Raw genomic sequence first — 17813 nt, forward strand, 5'->3', positions numbered from 1 at the left:
GGCGTCTGCGGCCGATGCCAGACTCCGTCACTGATTCCACTCTGCATCCTGCAGGAGCCGCCAGCTGATCTTGTTGCTCTCGGTGCGCGGCAGGCTGTCGACCAAGACCACCGAACGGGGCGCCTTGTAGCTCGCCATCCTGTCGCGCGACCAGGACAGGATATCTTCCGGCCGGATTGTCGACCTCGCGGCCTCGTGTACCGCCACCAATGCCTTCACGGTTTCTCCGCGATAGCTGTCAGGCGAAGAGATCACGCAGCACTCCCTGATGGCGGGATGCTCGTACATCATCGCCTCCACCTCGGCCGGCCAGACCTTGAAGCCGCTGACGTTGATCATCCGCTTCAACCGGTCGACCGCGAAGAAATAGCCCTCGGCGTCGCGATAGCCGAGGTCGCCGGTCCGCAGAAAGCGCCTGCCGTCGAGCTGGATGAAGGTGTCGGCATCAGGCTTGTTCCAATAGCCCCGCAGCACCTGCGGCCCATGCACGATGATTTCACCCACGGCACCGTCGCCCAGCTCCTCCAGCGTATCGGGATCAATCACCCGCGCATCGGTCTCATGCACGGCAATGCCGAAACACTGGCGCTTCGGCGCGGCAAGTGGATTGAGATGGGTAGGCGACATCGTCTCCGTCATGCCGTATCCCTCGATGTAATCGAGGTTGAAACGGGTTTTCAGTCGCTCGGCGACCGCGGCGGGCATGGTTGCGCCGCCGCCGGTCAGAACCTTCAGCCGCGCGAAACTGCCGTCACGGAACCCCGCACTGGCCAGAACGTCGACGATCATCGTCGGCGCGGCGTTCCAGAACGTCACGCCGTGCGCCTCGAACAGATCCGGGATCAGATCCTTGTCCCATCGGGCCATCAGTACGAGCGTAGCGCCCGCGACGATGGCGGCATTCATCGATCCCTGCATTCCCGCGACGTGGAACAACGGCATGAATCCGGTCATGACATCGTCGTGGCCGAGCCTGTACCAGCGCGCCTGAAGTACCGCGGTGAACAACGCACTGCGATGGGTGTGCATGCAGGCCTTCGGTTTGCCTGTGGTGCCGGATGTGTACGGCATGATCACAAGATCGTCCGGCGCTGCGGTCATTGGCGTCGGTGATTGCGCCTGCGCGATCGCCTCCTGCCAGCGGAACCATCCCGGTAAACGCCGCGGTTCGTTCGATTGCGTCACGCAGGCTGGCAAGGCGTAGGGTGTGTCCGTGGGCACCTCGTCGCGATAGTTTGCGACCACGGCATGCGAGAGCACCGTTCCCAGCAGCGGTGCGAATATTTCGCACAACTCGGTGCCGACAATCGCCACCGTCGCCCCGCTGTCGGCGACGAGAAAGGCGATTTCCTCGGTCTTGTTCATCGGATTGACCGGCACGATCACCGCGTCCGCCCGCATCACTGCGTAATACGCAATCACATATTGCGGCGAGTTCTGCAGCGCGACCAAGACGCGATCGCCACGTTTGACGCCGCAGACATGCTGCAGAAAGCCCGCCATCGCGTCGATCCGCTGGCGCAATTCGCCATAGCTCAGCGTCGCTCCATAGAAGGCGGTCGCCGGATGACGGGGGCGCTGCTGCGCAGCGCGCGCCAGCGCATGGTAGAGCGTGCCGCCAGGCATCGGCAGCTGCCAAGGTTCGCCAACCGGCCAGAGTGGAGACACGCTGTTCATTGGCTGCCCATCGACGACTTTAGCTCACCCCCCTATCGGCCGCGGCTCGACGCGGCATGCCGGTCGTGCTCCTCGTCGGCAATCTGCAGGCCGTGATCGAGCGCATCGAGCAGCTGATGGGATTCATCGGCGGAGATCACCAGAGGCGGCGCAAGGAACAATGAGGTCTGTTCGCCGCTGGTTCCGATGACGGCACCCGCCTCCAATGCACGCAACGCCACGCGGGAGGCGACGGGATCTTCAAGGGTATCGGCGCGCCACGTCCGCCAATCCGGTCCATGCAGCTCGATGGTCCAATGCAGGCCCTGCCCCGCCACGCGTTTTACGCTCGGATGCCGCCGGGCGATCTCGAGCAAACGCTGGGCGAACAACCCTTCGAGCTGTCGCACCCGGGAGAGGATATCTTCGCCGCTGATCACGCGGAGGTAGGCGCTGATGGCGGCCATGCTGATCGGGTGACCACGCAACGTTCCGTAGTTCTGCCAACTCTTGCCCCTGAGTTGCTCGACGATGGCTTTCGACACCACGACCGCCGCGACCGCAGCAGCGCCGCCCCCCAGCGATTTGCCGAGCGTCACGATGTCCGGACGGCTCTCGGCGCCTTGAAACGCGAACCATCGCCCCGCCCGCCCCGCGCCGGTCACCACTTCGTCGGCGACCCAGATCGATCCAGCCTCGCGGGCGCGCAGCGCCAGCTGGTCCTGGTAGTCTGCGTCGTAGTAAATGCCGCCTTGCGTATAGTCGATAATCGTTGCGGCGGTATCTGCCAGCGTGCTTGCGGCGTCGGCAAGATATTGTTTCGCCGATGGATTGTTCGGAGGCGCACCATAGATCGCGCCATCGGGCGCGGGCAGAATACGAACCGGCGCCATCGCGGCAGGGAGCTGCGAGCCACCGGCATGCACGGCTAGGCCGCCATGCCATTGCGGTTGCACGGTCATGCTGCGGGACAGACCGACCAGGCCATGATAGGCGCGCTCGCGGGTGGCCAGCGCCGTGCGCTGCGTCAGTGCCTGACAGAGCGAGAGCGCCATATCGTTCGCCTCGCTTCCGCTGATGCAGAAGCGGACGGCACCGACCCAGTCCTCTTCACCCTCGAACGCTACCCGGATCAGGTCGTCGGCAGCTTGCTCGCGCCCGATCCAGGTCCAGCCTTCGTTCACGACGGGCGTCTCCGCAGCACGACGGATCGCTTCCACCATCGCCGGATGGCGATGACCGAGCCCGCCGCCGGTATTGCTTCCGTCGATCAGGCGCCGGCCATCCTCGAGATGGAAATAGACACCCTCGCCCCCGACGACGGTAAGCGGTGCGCTGTCACCCGCGTTCAGGCCGGTCCGCAAAAGTTTGCTCATCGAGAAATCTCTTTCGCCATTCCATAACCGCCGCCACCGCAGCTTTCGATGGTGACGAGATCGTCTTGCTGCAGCACCAGATTCGACTTGCCATCGATTTCGACATTCGCGCCGTTTCTGATCAGCGATACCCGGCAGGTCTCGCCGGGTTGACCGCCCTGCATACCGAATGGCGGGATCACCATCCGCTCGATACAGGTGGTCAGGTGCATGGACGGCGCGAGAATCCGATAGGAACGCACCACGCCGTCCCCGCCGCGGTATTTTCCGGCGCCGCCGGACTCGCGGCGAATGGTTTGCTGTTCGACCCGGATCTTGTAGTTGGCCTCGATTACTTCGGCCGGCGTGTTGGACGTATTGGCAAGGTGTACGCGCGTCGCCGAAACGCCGTCGCGATCATGGCGTGCGCCCTCGCCGCCGCCATGGACCTCGTACAGCATCTTCCAGGAGCCATCCGACCGTGGCTCGGCAAAGAAGAGTACACTGGCGGTCGTTGTCCCGCCTGCGGACAGCCGCTCCGGAATTGCGTCCTGCATCGCGCGGAAGATTGCATCGACGATGCGCATTGAGGTTTCGTGATTTCCAGCCGCGACGGCCGCCGTCCACCCGGGCTCCAGAATCGAGCCCTGACGCGTGACGATCGTGAGCGGCCGCAAGGCGCCTGCGTTTTGCTGCATCTCGCGCCCGCTCATGATGCGCGCCGAATAAGCCACCGCGGAACGCGCAATGAATGGCGTGGTGTTGCAGAAATTCGAGGCCCGGTCGGCGCTATCAGACAGATCAAAGGTTGCTTCGTCTCCGGCGATGGTGATCTTGACGTGAATGCGGGCGGGTTCGCCGCCCGCGCCCCCATCGTCCAGGTAGTCCTCGCCTTCATAGACGCCGTCGGGCAATTCACGGATCGCCTCGCGCATCTCGATCTCCGACAGATCGTGCAGACGCGCCAGCGCCACGGTGAAAACATCCTTGCCGTGTTGCCGGCAAAGCTCGACGATGCGCCTTTCGCCGGCCTTGGTTGCCGCGATCTGTCCAAGCAGATCGCCCTCGCACGCTTCGGGATCCCGCACATTGGCCTTCAGAAGCTGCATGATCGGCGTATTCACGCCTGCCGCTGTCGCAATCAGAACCGGGGGAATGCGCATCGCCTCCTGAAAGGTGTCAATGGCCTTGGCGAAGTAGCTGCCCGGCCATGTCCCGCCGATATCGGGCCAATGCGCGAGGCTAATGGCGAATGCGACGATATCGCCGTCGACGAAGACCGGCCGAACCACCTTGACGTCGTTCAGATGGTTGCCGCCGAGCGCACCAAGATTATAGATCAGAACGTCGCCGTCGTTCAGGCCGCTGACAGGCAGGACTTTCAGCAGTTCCGGAACGGTGTAAGCCATTGCCCCGAGATGGATCGGAATATCCCTGCCCTGGCCGACCAGATCGCCCCTGGCATCGGTGATCGCCGACGACAGGTCGCCGGCTTCGCGCAGCAGTGGCGAACGCGCCGAGCGCGTCATCACCAGGCTCATCTCCTCGGCCGCGGCCGACAGGCCATGCCGGATCACCTCGACGGTAAACGGATCGAGCCTCATGGCGTCACCTTCGTCAGAAAGAGATGACCGATCGTGTCCGGTTTGGCCTGCCAGCCCGGCGGGATCACAACCGTGGACCACGCATCTTCAATGATCGCGGGCCCAATGACCGCTTCCTTCATGGAAGCACGGTCTACGATCTCAGTCGTCACGTCATGAACACCATCGAACGAGCATCGGCGTGAGGTCGCGCGCAGTTTTCGGATGGCGGTCGTGGGGCGATCGACGATGGTGGTCGATGGCCGCCGCGCCTGCACGCGCACCGATTCGATGACGCAACTCTCGGCCGTCGCATAGCCGAACAGTTGGTGGTGACGGGCGAGAAAATCTTCCCGCAGCCACGTAGCGTCCAGTGGCAGAGAGAATGGGACCGCAATGGCGTCATTCTGCGCGGCATAGCGCATCAATGCGACCAGATCGACGTCGATCGCTGCGCGCGAAACCCCGTTGGCAATCAACGGCTCCGACGCCTGCTCGATCAGGATCTCGATCCGCTTCAACACCCGATCGAGATCGATGCCATCCAGTGCGACGCGGAAGGTCTGCTGCTGCAGAAAACTGAAATCGGCCGTCAGGCAGCCAAGCGCGGAAAAGGCGCTCGATGCGTTGGGCACCACGATCGAGCCGATGCCGTAGAGATCCGCCAATCCCGCTGCATGCATCGGACCGCCACCGCCAAAGGCGAGGAGCGTACAGTCTCGCCCATCGATGCCGCGTTCCACCGTCACCCGGCGCAACGCCCGCGCCATGGTGGCGTTGGCGACCTTGACGATGCCGAGTGCAGTTTCCTCAAGGTTCAGGTTCAGCGCCTGTGCAATGGGCGCAATGGTGCGCCGGGCAGCCTCGATATCGAGGCTGATACGGTCCCCGAGCCGCGTCTCAGGGTTGAGATAGCCGAGCACGGCGTTGGCATCGGTGATCGTCGGCGCAGTGCCACCGCGGCCATAGCAGGCCGGGCCGGGTTCCGACCCCGCGCTCTGGGGTCCCACGGTCAGGCCGCCCGGCCCATTGCGCACGATCGAACCACCTCCCGCACCGATCGAGTGAACCGCCAGCATCGGCTGACGCAGCGGTCGATCCCCGAGCATCCGGCCGTCCGCCATCTCCGCCTGTCCATCGATGATCAGGCAGACGTCGGTGGTGGTACCACCCATGTCGAAGGTGAGCATTCTCGATGTGCCGAGTTGGCGCGCAATGCTGACCGACGCCGATACACCAGCCGCCGGCCCGGACATCGCCATCACCAGGGGGCGCCGCTTGACCGTGGCAATCGGAACCATGGCTCCGGCGGAATGGAACACCTGCAGGCCGGGCCCAATCGGCAAGCGCTGCTCCAGCTCACTCAAATATTCGACAGCAATCGGCATCGCCGCCGCATTGAACACCGTCGACGACGTGCGCTCATATTCTCGCGCCTCCGGATTGACCTCATGTGACAGCGAGACATGCGGCACGATCGCCTTCAGGCGCTCAGCCAGCATCCTCTCATGCACCGGATTGGCGTAGGCATGCAGCAAGGCCACCGCCACACTTTGCACACCCGTTTGCTTGAGCCAGGTCACCAGACGATCGATCTCGCGATCCTCCAACGACTTCAGCACGTTCCCTTCGTGATCAAGCCGCTCAACCAGACCAAAGCAAAGCTCGCGCGGCACCAATGATGGAGATTTTGGCGGAATGTCGAGGCGGTAAAGATCACGGCGCCGGTAGCGGGCGATATCGAGCACATTCTCGAATCCCGCGGTGGCGATCAGCGCGACCTTCGGCAGACGCTCCTCGACGATCGCATTGGTCACCCGTGTAGTGCCGTGGACGAAACGCTTGACCTGATCTTTCTGCAGCCCGACGGCCTCGATGGCTTCGAGCATCGCATCGACCGGCGCATGCGGACGCGACGGAACCTTGGCGATCCGGGTTTCGGCGGGATCACGACGGATGGCAATGATATCCGTGAACGTGCCCCCGATATCGGTTCCGACTTCCCATTTCCTGTCCGAGCCGTTCATTTCATTCCTTGTTCAGGCATTGCCTTCTTTCACAGCGTATCGAACAAGGCAGGGCGCGACGACGAAAGCCACGTTACTGCTTGCGGCTCAGGTCGCGAAAGTCGAGCTGGCGATGAAACCAGTAGGTATAGCCGTCGAGGTTGGGTGCCATCACGGCATCCTGGTTCGCCTGCCAAAGCAGAACCAGCGGCATCTCCTTGACGTATTCGGCGATCATCTGCTTGCTCATCTCTTCGTACTTGGCCGGATCAAGTTCAAAGCGCGCCTTGGCCCCCAGTTCGGTCACACCAGCATTGTTCCACGAACTGTAGTTCCAGCGCTGATCGCCGGTAAAGAAGTTACGGAAGAAATAGTCGGTGGTCGGAAGCCAGGCCGTCGACCCTTCGGTAAAGAACGGCAGCCGCTTGTCGGTGATGGCGGTGCTCATCTGTGCGTCGGGCAGCTTTTGAATGTCGACTTCGATACCGATCTTCGTCAGCGATTCCTTGATAAGCGCGGCCATAGGTTCGGTGATCGCCGCCGAGCCGACGTTGATCGTGAACGTGGTCTTGAAGCCGGTGGCGACACCCGCCTCGGCAAGCAGTTGCTTGGCCTTGGCCAGATCGGTCCTGGTCGGCATTGCTTGCGGAAAATCTCCGGTCGGGGGACCCGTCCAGGATGCGCCGAACAGGGCAAAGCCTCGCTTGAAAATCGCCGCCTCCAACATGGAGTCATAAGGCAGCGCCGCGGCGATGGCCTGCCTCACCTTGACATTGTCGAACGGTGCCATCCGGGTATTGAACGCGACCATCGTGAAGCCGTTGCTTTGCGGCGTCGAATCCACCCTGAGCTTGCCGCGAGACTGCAGCGCCAGCACGTCACTGGCCTGGAGATCGGTGGCAATGTCGGCATCGCCCTTTTCGATCAGATTGGCGCGGGTCGCAGGTTCCGGAACGGTCTGTTCGATGACCCGCTTGAAGAACGGCAACTGGCCGTCGCGACCGCTCTTCCAGTCATCGTTCCGCCGCAGCACCACTTGCTCGCCCGGCTTGAAGATCTCGATCGTGTAGGCGCCGCTGCCGGCCGTATTGGTCTTCAGCCATTCCTGCGCCCAGGGATCTTCTGATGTCGCATGCTGCCTGGCCAGTTTGCTGTTGAAGATCGGTGCCAGCGGCGTGGCAAGATTGGAAAGCGCAAGCCGGTCCGGTTTGGGCAGCGTGACCGCAATGGTGCGCGCGTCGACGACGACAAACTGTTCGGGCATGGTCAGCGAACCGGTCCCCAGCTGACCTTTTGAAAGGGACTTCGCACTCACGGCCCGGTCAAGCGACCATTTGACATCGTCGGCGGTGACCGGCGTGCCGTCATGCCATTTGGTGTCTCTCAGCTTGAAGGTGATCTTGAGACCGTCCGGGCTGACTTCGTAACTCTCGGCAAGCTCGCCGCGGATTTTCGTACGATCGAACACCCAGACGCCAGCTTCGCGCTTGCGATCGAATGCCACGAGGCGATCGTAGGTGCTGGTCGACACGCCGAACGCCTCCCGCGTGGCTCCGGGCGTCGAAGGATCGAGGGTGTTGATGTTGTTGCCGGTCACCTGACGGAGCGTCTCGGCGCGCGTCTGCGCCTGCGCAACGACCGGCGCCGACAAAAGACAGGCCACGCCGATCAACAGCTTCAACGAGACTCCACGATCCGTCATCATCACCCTGTTTCCCCTGTGAAGGCCACCCGGGCGAATTTGTGACAGACCGGTCGAGGCACCGTATAGAGCCAGAGTTGCCGCAAACAGGTAGGCCAGCCACCCGAAATCGCCGCCTCACTCCTGCAAGGGACTTCTGCACTTTTCCATGCTGCGTTGCCTGCGAAAGTAGCAGCATCGCCCGTACACCAAACCAACCGATTGCAGCTATGAAGTCCGGCCACTCAAGGATTCGGCCATTTTGGAAATGAGCCGGTGCGCATCCTCTGTCTGCAGCCGCCCATACCCGAACACCAATCCCTGCCGAGTCGGCTCGCCGAGATAGTTCTGCGACAGCGGCTGCACATGAATACCCGTCTTCAGCAGGAGCTTTGCCGCCTGAGTGTCGCTCAGCCGCGCCCGCATTCGCTCGGTAAAGAAGGCGACCAGATGCAGCCCGGTCGCCGCGGATGACACGGTCAAGTCGTCCGGCATCAACGTGGCGATCGCGTCAATCAGGGCAGCCCGCCTCTCGGCGTAAACCTTCCGCATTCGCCGCAGGTGCCTCAGCAGGTGTCCTTCCCGCATGAATTCCGCCAGCGCGACTTGCCCGATCCCAGATGTGTGGACATCGATCCGGGCCCGACCTTTTGAGAACGCCCTGATCAGGCGTTCATCGGCGATCATGTAGCCGATACGCAGGCTAGGCATCACCAGCTTCGAGAATGTCCCGAGATAGATCACGCGTCCGTCGCGATCGAGCGACCGCAGCGAGGCGATCATGCTGTCTTGATGCCTGAACTCCGAATTGTAATCGTCTTCGATGATCCAGGCATCATTCCTGTTCGCCCAGTCCAAAAGCTCGAGCCGCCGCTCGAGCCCCATGCTGACGCCGATCGGATATTGATGCGACGGCGTCACGACCACGAGCTTCGCATTCGGCGCCAGCCGAATCCCCTCGGAGACGCAGAGCCCCTTGTCGTCGACAGGCACCGGAATGAGTTTCGCGCCGGCCGCCGTCAGCGTCCATCGTGCTTCGACGAACCCCGGCTCCTCGACCCAGACCTCGTCGCCCGGATCGAGGATCATCCGGCTGCAAAAACCCAGCGCGCCTGACGTGCCTGAGGTCACGGCCACATTGCCCGGCGCACAGACGAGACCGCGAACCGATCCGAGGAAGTTGGCGATTTCGCTCCGCAGCACCGGATGCCCCTCGGGCGGAAGATCCAGACAGTCGGAATTCCTGGGATTCTGCCAGGCCTGCCGCAGCAGCCTCGCCCATTCCTTGAACGGAAAGCTGGAGACGTCTGGCGCACCGGGGCTGAATTCAGACTTCCAGTTGGTGTCGTATTCGAACGCCAGCAGGGACCGCCAGCGATCGGAGACGGGGCCAATCTCGGTCGCCGTTGAAGCAGCCTCCGAGACGAACGCAGCAGGCGCCGGGTTCACCTCCGCCTGCTTGACCGACGCCACGGTGACACCTCCGCGCGGCGTCGATTCCAGGTAACCCTCTGCATAAAGCAAATCCCACGCGGTCAGAATCACCGTTCGTGAACAACCGAGTTCGCGCGCGATCTCCCGCGAACCGAGAAACTGCGTGCCGGCCGGAAGCGCCCCCTGCAGAATTCCGTTCCGGAGATGCGCCGCGATCTGCAGATAAATCGGAACCGCTGACGCACGATCGATATGCACGCCGGCGATCGACACGCGCTTCTTTTGGGAACGGGATTTTTCCATAGACGAAGGACTTAGCTTTGAGCGCGGCCAACCGGCAACCGGATCGAGCTGCGATTGCTCAGCTACGTTGCATACAATATGCGGATTATGCCGTAAATTTAGGCAGATAACCTACTGCACAAGATTCGGTCGAGCGGTCATATCCAATTATTTTCAAATAGTTACGACAAAACGCTCATCGAGAAATCTCTGGCACGAACATTGCGACATCCCTCCTGAGCTCCGCCGTTTCGGCGCGGCTGCGCAATGAAGGGCGACCCGCTCGCCCCAGAGGGAGCAGGCAATGGATTTTGGCAGGATTTCACGACGGCATTTGTTGCAAGGCGGCGCGGCGCTGACGCTGGGTTCGGCATTTGGTGCGCGCTCGGCGCTGGCGGCCGACACCACCATCGGCTTCATCTATGTCGGATCGCGCGACGACTACGGCTACAACCAGGCGCATGCGCAAGGTGCTGCGGCGCTGAAGAAGCTGCCCGGCCTCAAGGTGGTCGAGGAAGAGAAAGTCCCGGAAACCGACGCGGTCGAAAAGACGATCGAGTCGATGATCAATCTCGACGGTGCAACGCTGCTGTTCCCGACCTCGTTCGGTTACTACAACCCGCACATGATCAAGATGGCCAAGAAGTTTCCAAAACTGCGCTTCGAACATTGCGGCGGGTTGTGGAGCGACAAGGATCCCACGAACGCCGGCAGCTATTTTGGCTATATCGACGAAGCCCAGTACATTTCGGGCATTGTCGCCGGCTATTCGACCAAGAGCGGCAAACTCGGCTTCGTCGCCGCAAAACCGATCCCTCAGGTGCTGCGCAATATCAACGCCTTCACGCTAGGCGCCAGGCTTGCCAACCCGAAGGCGACCACGCAGGTGATCTTCACCGGCGACTGGTCGATGCCGGTCAAGGAAGCCGAAGCCACCAACAGTCTGATCGACCAGGGCGTCGATGTCCTCACCTGTCACGTCGATGGTCCGAAGACCATGGTCGAGAACGCCGCCCGCCGCGGCGCGATGGTCTGCGGCTATCACGTCAACCAGTCGCCGCTGGCCCCGAAGGCCTATCTCACCGGCGCGGAGTGGAACTGGGAGGCGCTGTATCCGAAATTCGTCAAGATGATCGCCGCCGGCGAAGCGATCCCGAACTTTTATCGCGGCGGCTTGAAGGAAGAGATCGTGAAATGCTCGCCCTATGGCGAGGCGGTCTCGGCGGAAGCTCGCAAGCACGCCGACGACATCAAGGCCAAGTTCTTGTCCGCCGAAGGCTACACCATCTTCAAGGGTCCGATCATGGACAACAAGGGCAAGGCGGTCATTGTCGCCGGCACTGATCGCGGCCAGAAGGATCCTGAGCTAGAGAAGATGGACTATCTGGTCGAGGGCGTGCTCGGAGCGACTTCGTGACCACCGACGCGGCGGATCCGGTGGAGGCGGTCGGAGTTGCTCCGGCCGCCGATGCCGGCTTCCTGCAACGCTACGGCGCGACCATCGAATACATCCTGATACCCGGCGCGGCGCTGGTCGGCGCGCTCGCGGTGTTCGGCATATTCGTGGCCCTGTTCGGCAAGAACCCGCTCGATCTGTATTTCTACATGTACCAGGGTGCGTTCGGCACCTGGTTCTCCTGGCAGAACACGCTGACTCGCGCCGCACCCCTGATCCTGACGGCGCTATGCACCGCCCTGCCCGCACAGCTCGGCATGGTCATCATCGGCGGCGAAGGCGCGCTGCTGATCGGCGCCTTGTCTGCGACCTCAATCGCTCTGGCCATGCCGTGGGCACCGCCGCTGGTGGTACAAATTGCAATGGTTTGCGCCGGCGTCGCGGGCGGCGGGCTCTGGATCATGCTTGCTGGTGCGCTCCGGCAATACCGCGGCGTCAACGAGACGATCTCGAGCCTGCTGCTGGTCTATATCGGCCTTGCTGTCCTCAACCATCTGGTCGAGGGCGTGATGCGCGATCCGTCCAGTCTCAACAAGCCCTCGACCCGCGAAATCGGCGCCGCCAACATGATCGCCAGCATTCCCGGCACTGACGTGCATTGGGGGCTGGCGTTCGGCCTGGTCGCGGCCCTGGCGTCCTATATCCTGATCTATCACACCGTGTTCGGCTTCGCCGCGCGGGTCGCCGGCGGCAACATCCGTGCGGCCAAAATTGTCGGCCTCGGCGTCAGCAAACTGATCCTGACGATTTGCTTCCTTGCAGGCGGCGCGGCCGGCCTAGCGGGCATGATCGAGGTCGCGGCCGTGCAGGGCCGTACCAACGCCAACCTCGCCGCGGGCTATGGCTTCACCGGCATCCTCGTCGCTTTTCTGGCGCGGCAAAATCCGCTGGCCGTCATTCCCGTCGCGATCCTGCTCGGCGGGATCAGCGCCAGCGGTGGGCTGCTGCAACGGCGACTGGGCCTACCGGACGCCTCCGTGCTGGTGCTGCAGGGGATCATCTTCGTCTTTGTCCTGGCCAGCGACGCGCTGTACGGGCGGATCGGCTTCCTGAAAGGAAAACCTTGATATGGCGGACGGATCGATCGGACTCTGGACCGTTCCCCTGGCCGTGTTCGGCGGCGCCATCCGCGTCTCGACGCCATTTTTGTTCGTCAGCCTGGGCGAATGCATCACCGAGCGCTCGGGGCGCATCAATCTCGGCCTTGAAGGCACGCTGATCATGGGTGCGATGAGCGCCTATGGCATCTCCTATCTCTCGGGTTCGCCCTGGCTTGGCGTGCTGGCGGCCGGCATCACGGGTGCCCTGCTCGGCGCGCTTCATGCCGGCATTTGCTCGCTGCCGCGGGTGAACGACATTGCCGTCGGCATCGCGCTGATGCTGTTCGGAACAGGCCTGGCGTTCTATCTCGGCAAACCGCTGATCGAACCGACCGCGGCGCGCCTGCCGGCGATTGATTTCGGCTGGTGGAGCGACATCCCCCAGGTGCGGGCGGCGCTCCGGATCAATGTGCTGTTCCTGATCGGGGTGGCGATCGCGCCGATTTTGTTTTGGGCGTTTCGAACCACGCGCTGGGGTCTGTTGATCCGGACCGCGGGCGAAAGTTCGGATGCCGCACGCGCGATGGGTTATTCCGTGCTCTGGATCCGGTTGCGCGCCACCATGGTCGGCGGCTTTCTCGCCGGGATTGGCGGCTCGTTCCTGTCGCTGTTTTATCCCGGCAGCTGGAACGAGGGCCTCTCCTCAGGTCAGGGCATCACGGCGGTGGCGCTGGTGATCTTCGCCCGCTGGGACCCGATGCTGTGCCTGTGGGCCTCATTGGCCTTTGGCGGAGCGGCGGCACTGGGACCGGCGCTGCAATCGGTCGGCGTAACCTCCGGCTATCATCTGTTCAACGCCGCGCCGTACATCCTGACGCTCGCGATCATGATCATCACCTGTTCGCCGAAGCGCACGTTGACCGGCGCGCCGGCCGAATTGTCCATCACCCGATAAGCGAGAGCAAGCCATGGCCGAGCGCTACATCAAATCCGAACCCTATGCGTGGCCCTATAATGGCGATCTGCGCCCGCAAAACACCGCGCTCATCATCATCGACATGCAGACCGATTTCTGCGGCGTCGGCGGCTATGTCGACAAGATGGGATACGACCTATCGCTGACCCGCGCGCCGATCGAGCCGATCAAGAAGCTGCTCGCGGTGATGCGCGGGCAAGGTTTTCACATCATCCACACCCGCGAGGGACACCGTCCTGATCTCACCGACCTGCCGGCCAACAAGCAGTGGCGCTCTCGGCAGATCGGGGCCGGGATCGGCGACCCCGGCCCGTGCGGCCGCGTGCTGGTGCGCGGCGAGCCCGGCTGGGAGATCATTTCTGACCTGGCGCCGCTGCCGGGTGAGCCCATCATCGACAAGCCCGGCAAGGGATCGTTCTGCGCCACCGACCTCGAGCTGATGCTGCGGCTGCGCGGCATCGAGAACATCGTGCTGACCGGCATCACCACCGACGTCTGCGTCCACACCACGATGCGGGAGGCCAATGATCGCGGCTTCGAATGCGTCCTGATCGAGGATTGCTGTGCCGCGACCGACAAGAGCAACCACGACCACGCGCTGAAAATGGTCAAGATGCAGGGCGGCGTGTTCGGTGCGGTCGCGACTTCGACGGCGCTGATCGGAGCGCTGTCATGATCATCGGCGAGACGCCGTTACCCAGCGGGGCGCTCGGCGTCGACGCCATCGCCATGACCATGCGGTTCGGCGACTTTGTCGCCCTCGATAACGTCGAACTCAAGGTGCGGCCGGGCTCGTTCCATGCGCTGCTCGGCGAGAACGGCGCCGGCAAGAGCACGCTGGTGAAATGCATCATGGGCTATTACCGCGCGACCAAAGGCGACGTACTGGTCGGCGGCCGCGAACAGGCGATCGCCAATCCCAAGGAAGCGCATGCGCTCGGGCTCGGCATGGTCTACCAGCACTTCACGCTGGTGCCGGCGATGACGGTCGCCGAAAATCTGGTGCTGGCGCGCGACGACGTGCCGGCGGTCGTCGACTGGTCAAAGGAAAAGAAGGCGCTGGAAGCGTTTTTGGCGCGGATGCCGTTCAAGGTGCCGCTCAACGCAAAGGTGTCCGACATCTCGGCTGGTGAGCGCCAAAAGTGCGAGATCCTCAAGCAGCTCTACCTGAAGCGGCGCTTTCTCATCCTGGACGAGCCGACCTCCGTGCTGACGCCGGGCGAGGCCGACGAGGTGCTGGGCATGCTACGCGCCATGGTCGTGGCGGGCGACTTGACCATCCTGATGATCACGCACAAATTCCGTGAGGTGATGGCGTTTGCCGACGACGTGACGATCCTGCGCCGGGGCAAACTGGCTGGACACGGCAAGGTCGCCGAACTCACGCCTGACGACATGGCTCGCACCATGATCGGCGCTGAACAGTTGACGGTCCAGCCGCCACGGGTTGGCGAAGTCGGGGAAGCCCGGCTTGAACTCAGCAACCTCACCGCGCTCGACGATGCCGGGGCCATCGCCGTCCGCGGCGTATCGCTTACCGTGCGCGGCGGCGAGATCGTCGGCATTGCGGGCGTCTCCGGCAACGGCCAGCGGCAGCTTGTCGAAGTTTTGGCCGGCCAGCGCGAGGCCGAAAGCGGCGAGGTCCGCGTCCGCGGCGATCTCTATCATGCACGCCGCGAAGAGATGCGCCGGCACAAGATGTCGCTGCTTCCCGAGGAGCCCTTGAAGAACGCCTGCGTCGGCGGCATGAGCGTCGCCGACAACATCGCGTTCCGTGAATTCGACCGTGCGCCATTTGCCAAAAGCGGCTGGTGGCTGAACCGGTCAGCCTTCCGCAAGGATGCCGAGCGCAAGATCGGGCTGTACAAGATCAAGACCCGCACGCCGGACACGCCAATCTCGGCACTCTCGGGCGGCAATGTGCAGCGCGCGGTATTGGCGCGCGAACTCGGCGGCGAGGTCGAGGTGCTGATCGCCGCCAATCCCTGCTTCGGGCTCGATTTCGCCGCCGTCGCCCAGATCCACGCCGAGATCATGGCTGCCCGCAATCGCGGCGCCGCGGTGTTTTTGGTCAGCGAGGATCTCGACGAACTGCTCGAATTGTCGGATCGTCTGGTCGTGATGTTCCACGGTGAATTTGTCCACGAGGCCCGCGCCAGCGAAGCCAATCTCACCGAAATCGGGCGACACATGGCGGGCCACTGACGGTCAGGGCCGATGGTCAATTACAAAGCGATCCTATGACATCCAAAACCGTAAATCGCATCAGCCATCCCCTGGTCCAGCACAAGCTCTCGCTGATGCGCGACAAGGATCTCTCGACCAAGGGCTTTCGCGAGCTTCTGAACGAGATAGGCATGCTCCTCTGCTATGAGGTCACCCGGGAATTGCCTTTGGAAATGGTCGACATCGATACGCCGCTCGCTGCAATGAAGGCGCCAAAAATCGCGGGCAAGAAACTCACACTCGCTCCGATATTGCGGGCGGGTGTCGGATTTCTCGACGGCATGCTGGCGCTCGTTCCGTCAGCGCGCGTCGCGCATATCGGCCTCTACCGGAATCCGGAAACTCTTCAAGCTGTGGAATACTTCTTCAAGGCGCCACAGGATCTGTCAGATCGCATCGTGATTCTATTGGATCCAATGCTGGCGACGGGAAATTCAGCTTGCGCCGCGGTCAGCCTGCTCAAATCGCGAGGTGCCCGAGACATCAGGTTCGTCTGCTTGCTCGCGGCCCCCGAAGGGATTGCCCGATTTCAGACTGAGTGTCCTGACGTCCCGATCTGGACCGCTGCTGTCGACGAGAGGCTGAATGATCACGGCTATATCGTGCCCGGCTTGGGCGATGCCGGAGACAGAATGTTCGGCACCAAGTAAGCGTGCGCGGCGTTGCTTTTGCCCTGCAGCAGCAATAAGACGAAATTGACCGCTCCTTACTGCAAGAGAAGCCCAATACTCAGTCGGAATTATTTTGGTGATAGCCGGGCGATTGCGGCTACGGGTCCGCCGCCAGGCGGGCCCTGATGTTCGGCCCCGCCAGAAACATAGACGGCGCCGGTTCCCGACAAGCCGCTGATCAATCCGCCGACAGCAGCGCGGGCGTGCCGGGTTGAGCTGATGTCCGTATCCTCAAGCATGATGTGACGAAATCCGCGGATGCTACCGTTTGGCGAGGCTTCCGCCTTGGCGAAGATGTTGACAAGTTGGCGGCTCGCCATCGGCGGCCCGGACCCGTCTTCGATGTGCAGTCCCACGCTTTTCAACGCCTTGATCACGGCTGTGGAATCAATTGCGTCGCGCATCACGGCGTGTCCGATCTCGAACGGGGCGGCCGACGATGTCGAATTGCCCAGGACAATGACCACATTGTGCATCAGCTCGATGCCGGCCGACGTGGACGCTACGGACGAAAACAGATCGAACCGCCGAAGGACATGCTCGTCGTCAATCTCGCCCTCGATCTCGCCAAGGGCGAACGCTACTCCCAGCGCCGATGCCCCGCGCGAATACGCCATCGAACCGTATGCACTGTTTGTAACGGTCTTGTTCCCACGGGCAGCTGCCGCTTCGACGCGGTCGCTAGTCAAGAGCGGACACTTGATCTGCACAAAATGGACATCCTGCGGATCGACGATGGCAGCTTCGGCCATGGCCGCGGCCACCGCCCTTGCCGTTTCCCTGATCTGCACGCTGCGCCCGATCTCCTCGGGCAAAAAATCCCGCGTGTGCGCCATCCCAATGCTGAGGCGTTTTCCGGAAATGTCTGGGGAAACGCGATTTGCAACGCTCTCACGCGTGAAGACGGTGATATGCGGACTAAGCACGCCTTCCGTACCACCCGACATCACGAACGCGATCCGCTGCTCCACGCGGTGCGGTGGCAGATCAATAAAGGGCGCCAGGGCAGCGCTGAGCGCGGAAACGGCGTATTCCCGCGTGAAATCGTTGACGCCGCCATTGCCTTCGGTTTTTCCCAGTATCGCGACGATCGACTTTGGATCGATCTTGCCTTGCTCGATCAAGCCCAGCAGGCCGGAGACATCACCGGGGCCTTTGGTGGCAATGCGAACGACGTTGACCGATGTTGTGCGCATGCTCTTCCCCTTGGGCATCTTCGGGCCGGCGAAAAGATATGGCAAGCCGTAACGGCTACCGGCGCCTCCAATTGATCCCTCTTCCTCCCTGACTCGGACTAGGGAAACGCGGTCGCCTTCATGAACATTCCCGATTGCCCACTTTTTGTCTCATCTGTCGCAATTTTTGGCACATCTGTTGCATCCAATTCCGGATAGCGTTCCCGGCGCCAAGGTCGCCGGGTCCTGGGCAAGACAGTGCGGAATGGTGC

13 protein-coding genes are annotated in these 17813 nt (G+C 62.4%); 6 read left to right on the top strand and 7 right to left on the bottom strand.

The window, feature by feature from the left end; genetic code table 11:
• Nucleotides 1-27: 27 nt before the first annotated feature.
• The 6 genes from C7G61_RS10470 to pdxR all read right to left on the bottom strand — a co-directional run bounded on the left by C7G61_RS10470 (nt 28) and on the right by pdxR (nt 10018).
• Nucleotides 28-1677, bottom strand: coding sequence for a long-chain-fatty-acid--CoA ligase (locus C7G61_RS10470; RefSeq protein WP_108513980.1), 1650 nt, complete (start codon nt 1675-1677; stop codon nt 28-30).
• Between the two features lie 32 nt (nt 1678-1709).
• The gene (locus tag C7G61_RS10475) at nt 1710-3032 is read right to left on the bottom strand and encodes an aminotransferase class III-fold pyridoxal phosphate-dependent enzyme (RefSeq protein WP_108513981.1); all 1323 of its coding nucleotides are present in this window, start codon (nt 3030-3032) and stop codon (nt 1710-1712) included.
• The gene (locus C7G61_RS10480) at nt 3029-4615 is read right to left on the bottom strand and encodes a hydantoinase B/oxoprolinase family protein (RefSeq protein WP_108513982.1); all 1587 of its coding nucleotides are present in this window, start codon (nt 4613-4615) and stop codon (nt 3029-3031) included. Before C7G61_RS10480 ends, C7G61_RS10475 begins: the two co-directional genes overlap by 4 nt.
• Nucleotides 4612-6621, bottom strand: a complete 2010-nt coding sequence (locus C7G61_RS10485) for a hydantoinase/oxoprolinase family protein (RefSeq protein WP_108513983.1) — start codon at nt 6619-6621, stop codon at nt 4612-4614. Before C7G61_RS10485 ends, C7G61_RS10480 begins: the two co-directional genes overlap by 4 nt.
• Before the next feature lie 73 nt (nt 6622-6694).
• Entirely contained in the window at nt 6695-8305 is a 1611-nt protein-coding gene (locus C7G61_RS10490) for an ABC transporter substrate-binding protein (protein ID WP_108513984.1), read from the bottom strand.
• Between the two features lie 204 nt (nt 8306-8509).
• A complete protein-coding gene (gene pdxR, locus C7G61_RS10495; protein WP_108513985.1) occupies nt 8510-10018 on the bottom strand; it encodes a MocR-like pyridoxine biosynthesis transcription factor PdxR in 1509 nt (502 codons plus the stop codon).
• A gap of 283 nt (nt 10019-10301) precedes the next feature.
• On the opposite strand from pdxR, the gene C7G61_RS10500 reads away from it, so the two are divergent.
• Genes C7G61_RS10500 through upp form a run of 6 tightly spaced genes read left to right on the top strand, consistent with a single transcriptional unit; the run spans nt 10302 to nt 16345 of the window.
• Entirely contained in the window at nt 10302-11414 is a 1113-nt protein-coding gene (locus tag C7G61_RS10500; RefSeq protein ID WP_108513986.1) for a BMP family ABC transporter substrate-binding protein, read from the top strand.
• Nucleotides 11411-12520, top strand: coding sequence for an ABC transporter permease (locus tag C7G61_RS10505; protein ID WP_108513987.1), 1110 nt, complete (start codon nt 11411-11413; stop codon nt 12518-12520). The genes C7G61_RS10500 and C7G61_RS10505 overlap by 4 nt, the downstream gene beginning before the upstream one ends.
• Nucleotide 12521: 1 nt before the next feature.
• Nucleotides 12522-13448: an ABC transporter permease gene (locus C7G61_RS10510; RefSeq protein ID WP_108513988.1), complete on the top strand. Its 927-nt coding sequence runs from the start codon at nt 12522-12524 to the stop codon at nt 13446-13448.
• A 13-nt stretch (nt 13449-13461) separates the two neighbouring features.
• The gene (biuH, locus tag C7G61_RS10515) at nt 13462-14145 is read left to right on the top strand and encodes a biuret amidohydrolase (RefSeq protein WP_108513989.1); all 684 of its coding nucleotides are present in this window, start codon (nt 13462-13464) and stop codon (nt 14143-14145) included.
• Nucleotides 14142-15674 (top strand): ABC transporter ATP-binding protein, encoded by a 1533-nt coding sequence (locus C7G61_RS10520; protein WP_108513990.1) that lies wholly within the window; start codon nt 14142-14144, stop codon nt 15672-15674. Before biuH ends, C7G61_RS10520 begins: the two co-directional genes overlap by 4 nt.
• A gap of 35 nt (nt 15675-15709) precedes the next feature.
• Nucleotides 15710-16345, top strand: coding sequence for a uracil phosphoribosyltransferase (gene upp, locus C7G61_RS10525; RefSeq protein ID WP_108513991.1), 636 nt, complete (start codon nt 15710-15712; stop codon nt 16343-16345).
• An 89-nt stretch (nt 16346-16434) separates the two neighbouring features.
• Here upp and atzD read toward each other — a convergent pair whose 3' ends face one another.
• Nucleotides 16435-17562, bottom strand: coding sequence for a cyanuric acid amidohydrolase (atzD, locus tag C7G61_RS10530; RefSeq protein WP_108514103.1), 1128 nt, complete (start codon nt 17560-17562; stop codon nt 16435-16437).
• Nucleotides 17563-17813: the final 251 nt, after the last annotated feature.

It is taken from the genome of Bradyrhizobium algeriense, from assembly GCF_003062295.1.
Classification (GTDB): domain Bacteria; phylum Pseudomonadota; class Alphaproteobacteria; order Rhizobiales; family Xanthobacteraceae; genus Bradyrhizobium; species Bradyrhizobium algeriense.

Excerpts from the sequence above, each read along its gene's own strand:
- C7G61_RS10470 (WP_108513980.1), bottom strand. The coding sequence starts at position 1,677 with ATGAACAGCGTGTCTCCACTCTGGCCGGTTGGCGAACCTTGGCAGCTG.
- C7G61_RS10475 (WP_108513981.1), bottom strand. The coding sequence starts at position 3,032 with ATGAGCAAACTTTTGCGGACCGGCCTGAACGCGGGTGACAGCGCACCG.
- C7G61_RS10480 (WP_108513982.1), bottom strand. The coding sequence starts at position 4,615 with ATGAGGCTCGATCCGTTTACCGTCGAGGTGATCCGGCATGGCCTGTCG.
- C7G61_RS10485 (WP_108513983.1), bottom strand. The coding sequence starts at position 6,621 with ATGAACGGCTCGGACAGGAAATGGGAAGTCGGAACCGATATCGGGGGC.
- C7G61_RS10490 (WP_108513984.1), bottom strand. The coding sequence starts at position 8,305 with ATGATGACGGATCGTGGAGTCTCGTTGAAGCTGTTGATCGGCGTGGCC.
- pdxR (WP_108513985.1), bottom strand. The coding sequence starts at position 10,018 with ATGGAAAAATCCCGTTCCCAAAAGAAGCGCGTGTCGATCGCCGGCGTG.
- C7G61_RS10500 (WP_108513986.1), top strand. The coding sequence starts at position 10,302 with ATGGATTTTGGCAGGATTTCACGACGGCATTTGTTGCAAGGCGGCGCG.
- C7G61_RS10510 (WP_108513988.1), top strand. The coding sequence starts at position 12,522 with ATGGCGGACGGATCGATCGGACTCTGGACCGTTCCCCTGGCCGTGTTC.
- biuH (WP_108513989.1), top strand. The coding sequence starts at position 13,462 with ATGGCCGAGCGCTACATCAAATCCGAACCCTATGCGTGGCCCTATAAT.
- C7G61_RS10520 (WP_108513990.1), top strand. The coding sequence starts at position 14,142 with ATGATCATCGGCGAGACGCCGTTACCCAGCGGGGCGCTCGGCGTCGAC.
- upp (WP_108513991.1), top strand. The coding sequence starts at position 15,710 with ATGACATCCAAAACCGTAAATCGCATCAGCCATCCCCTGGTCCAGCAC.
- atzD (WP_108514103.1), bottom strand. The coding sequence starts at position 17,562 with ATGCGCACAACATCGGTCAACGTCGTTCGCATTGCCACCAAAGGCCCC.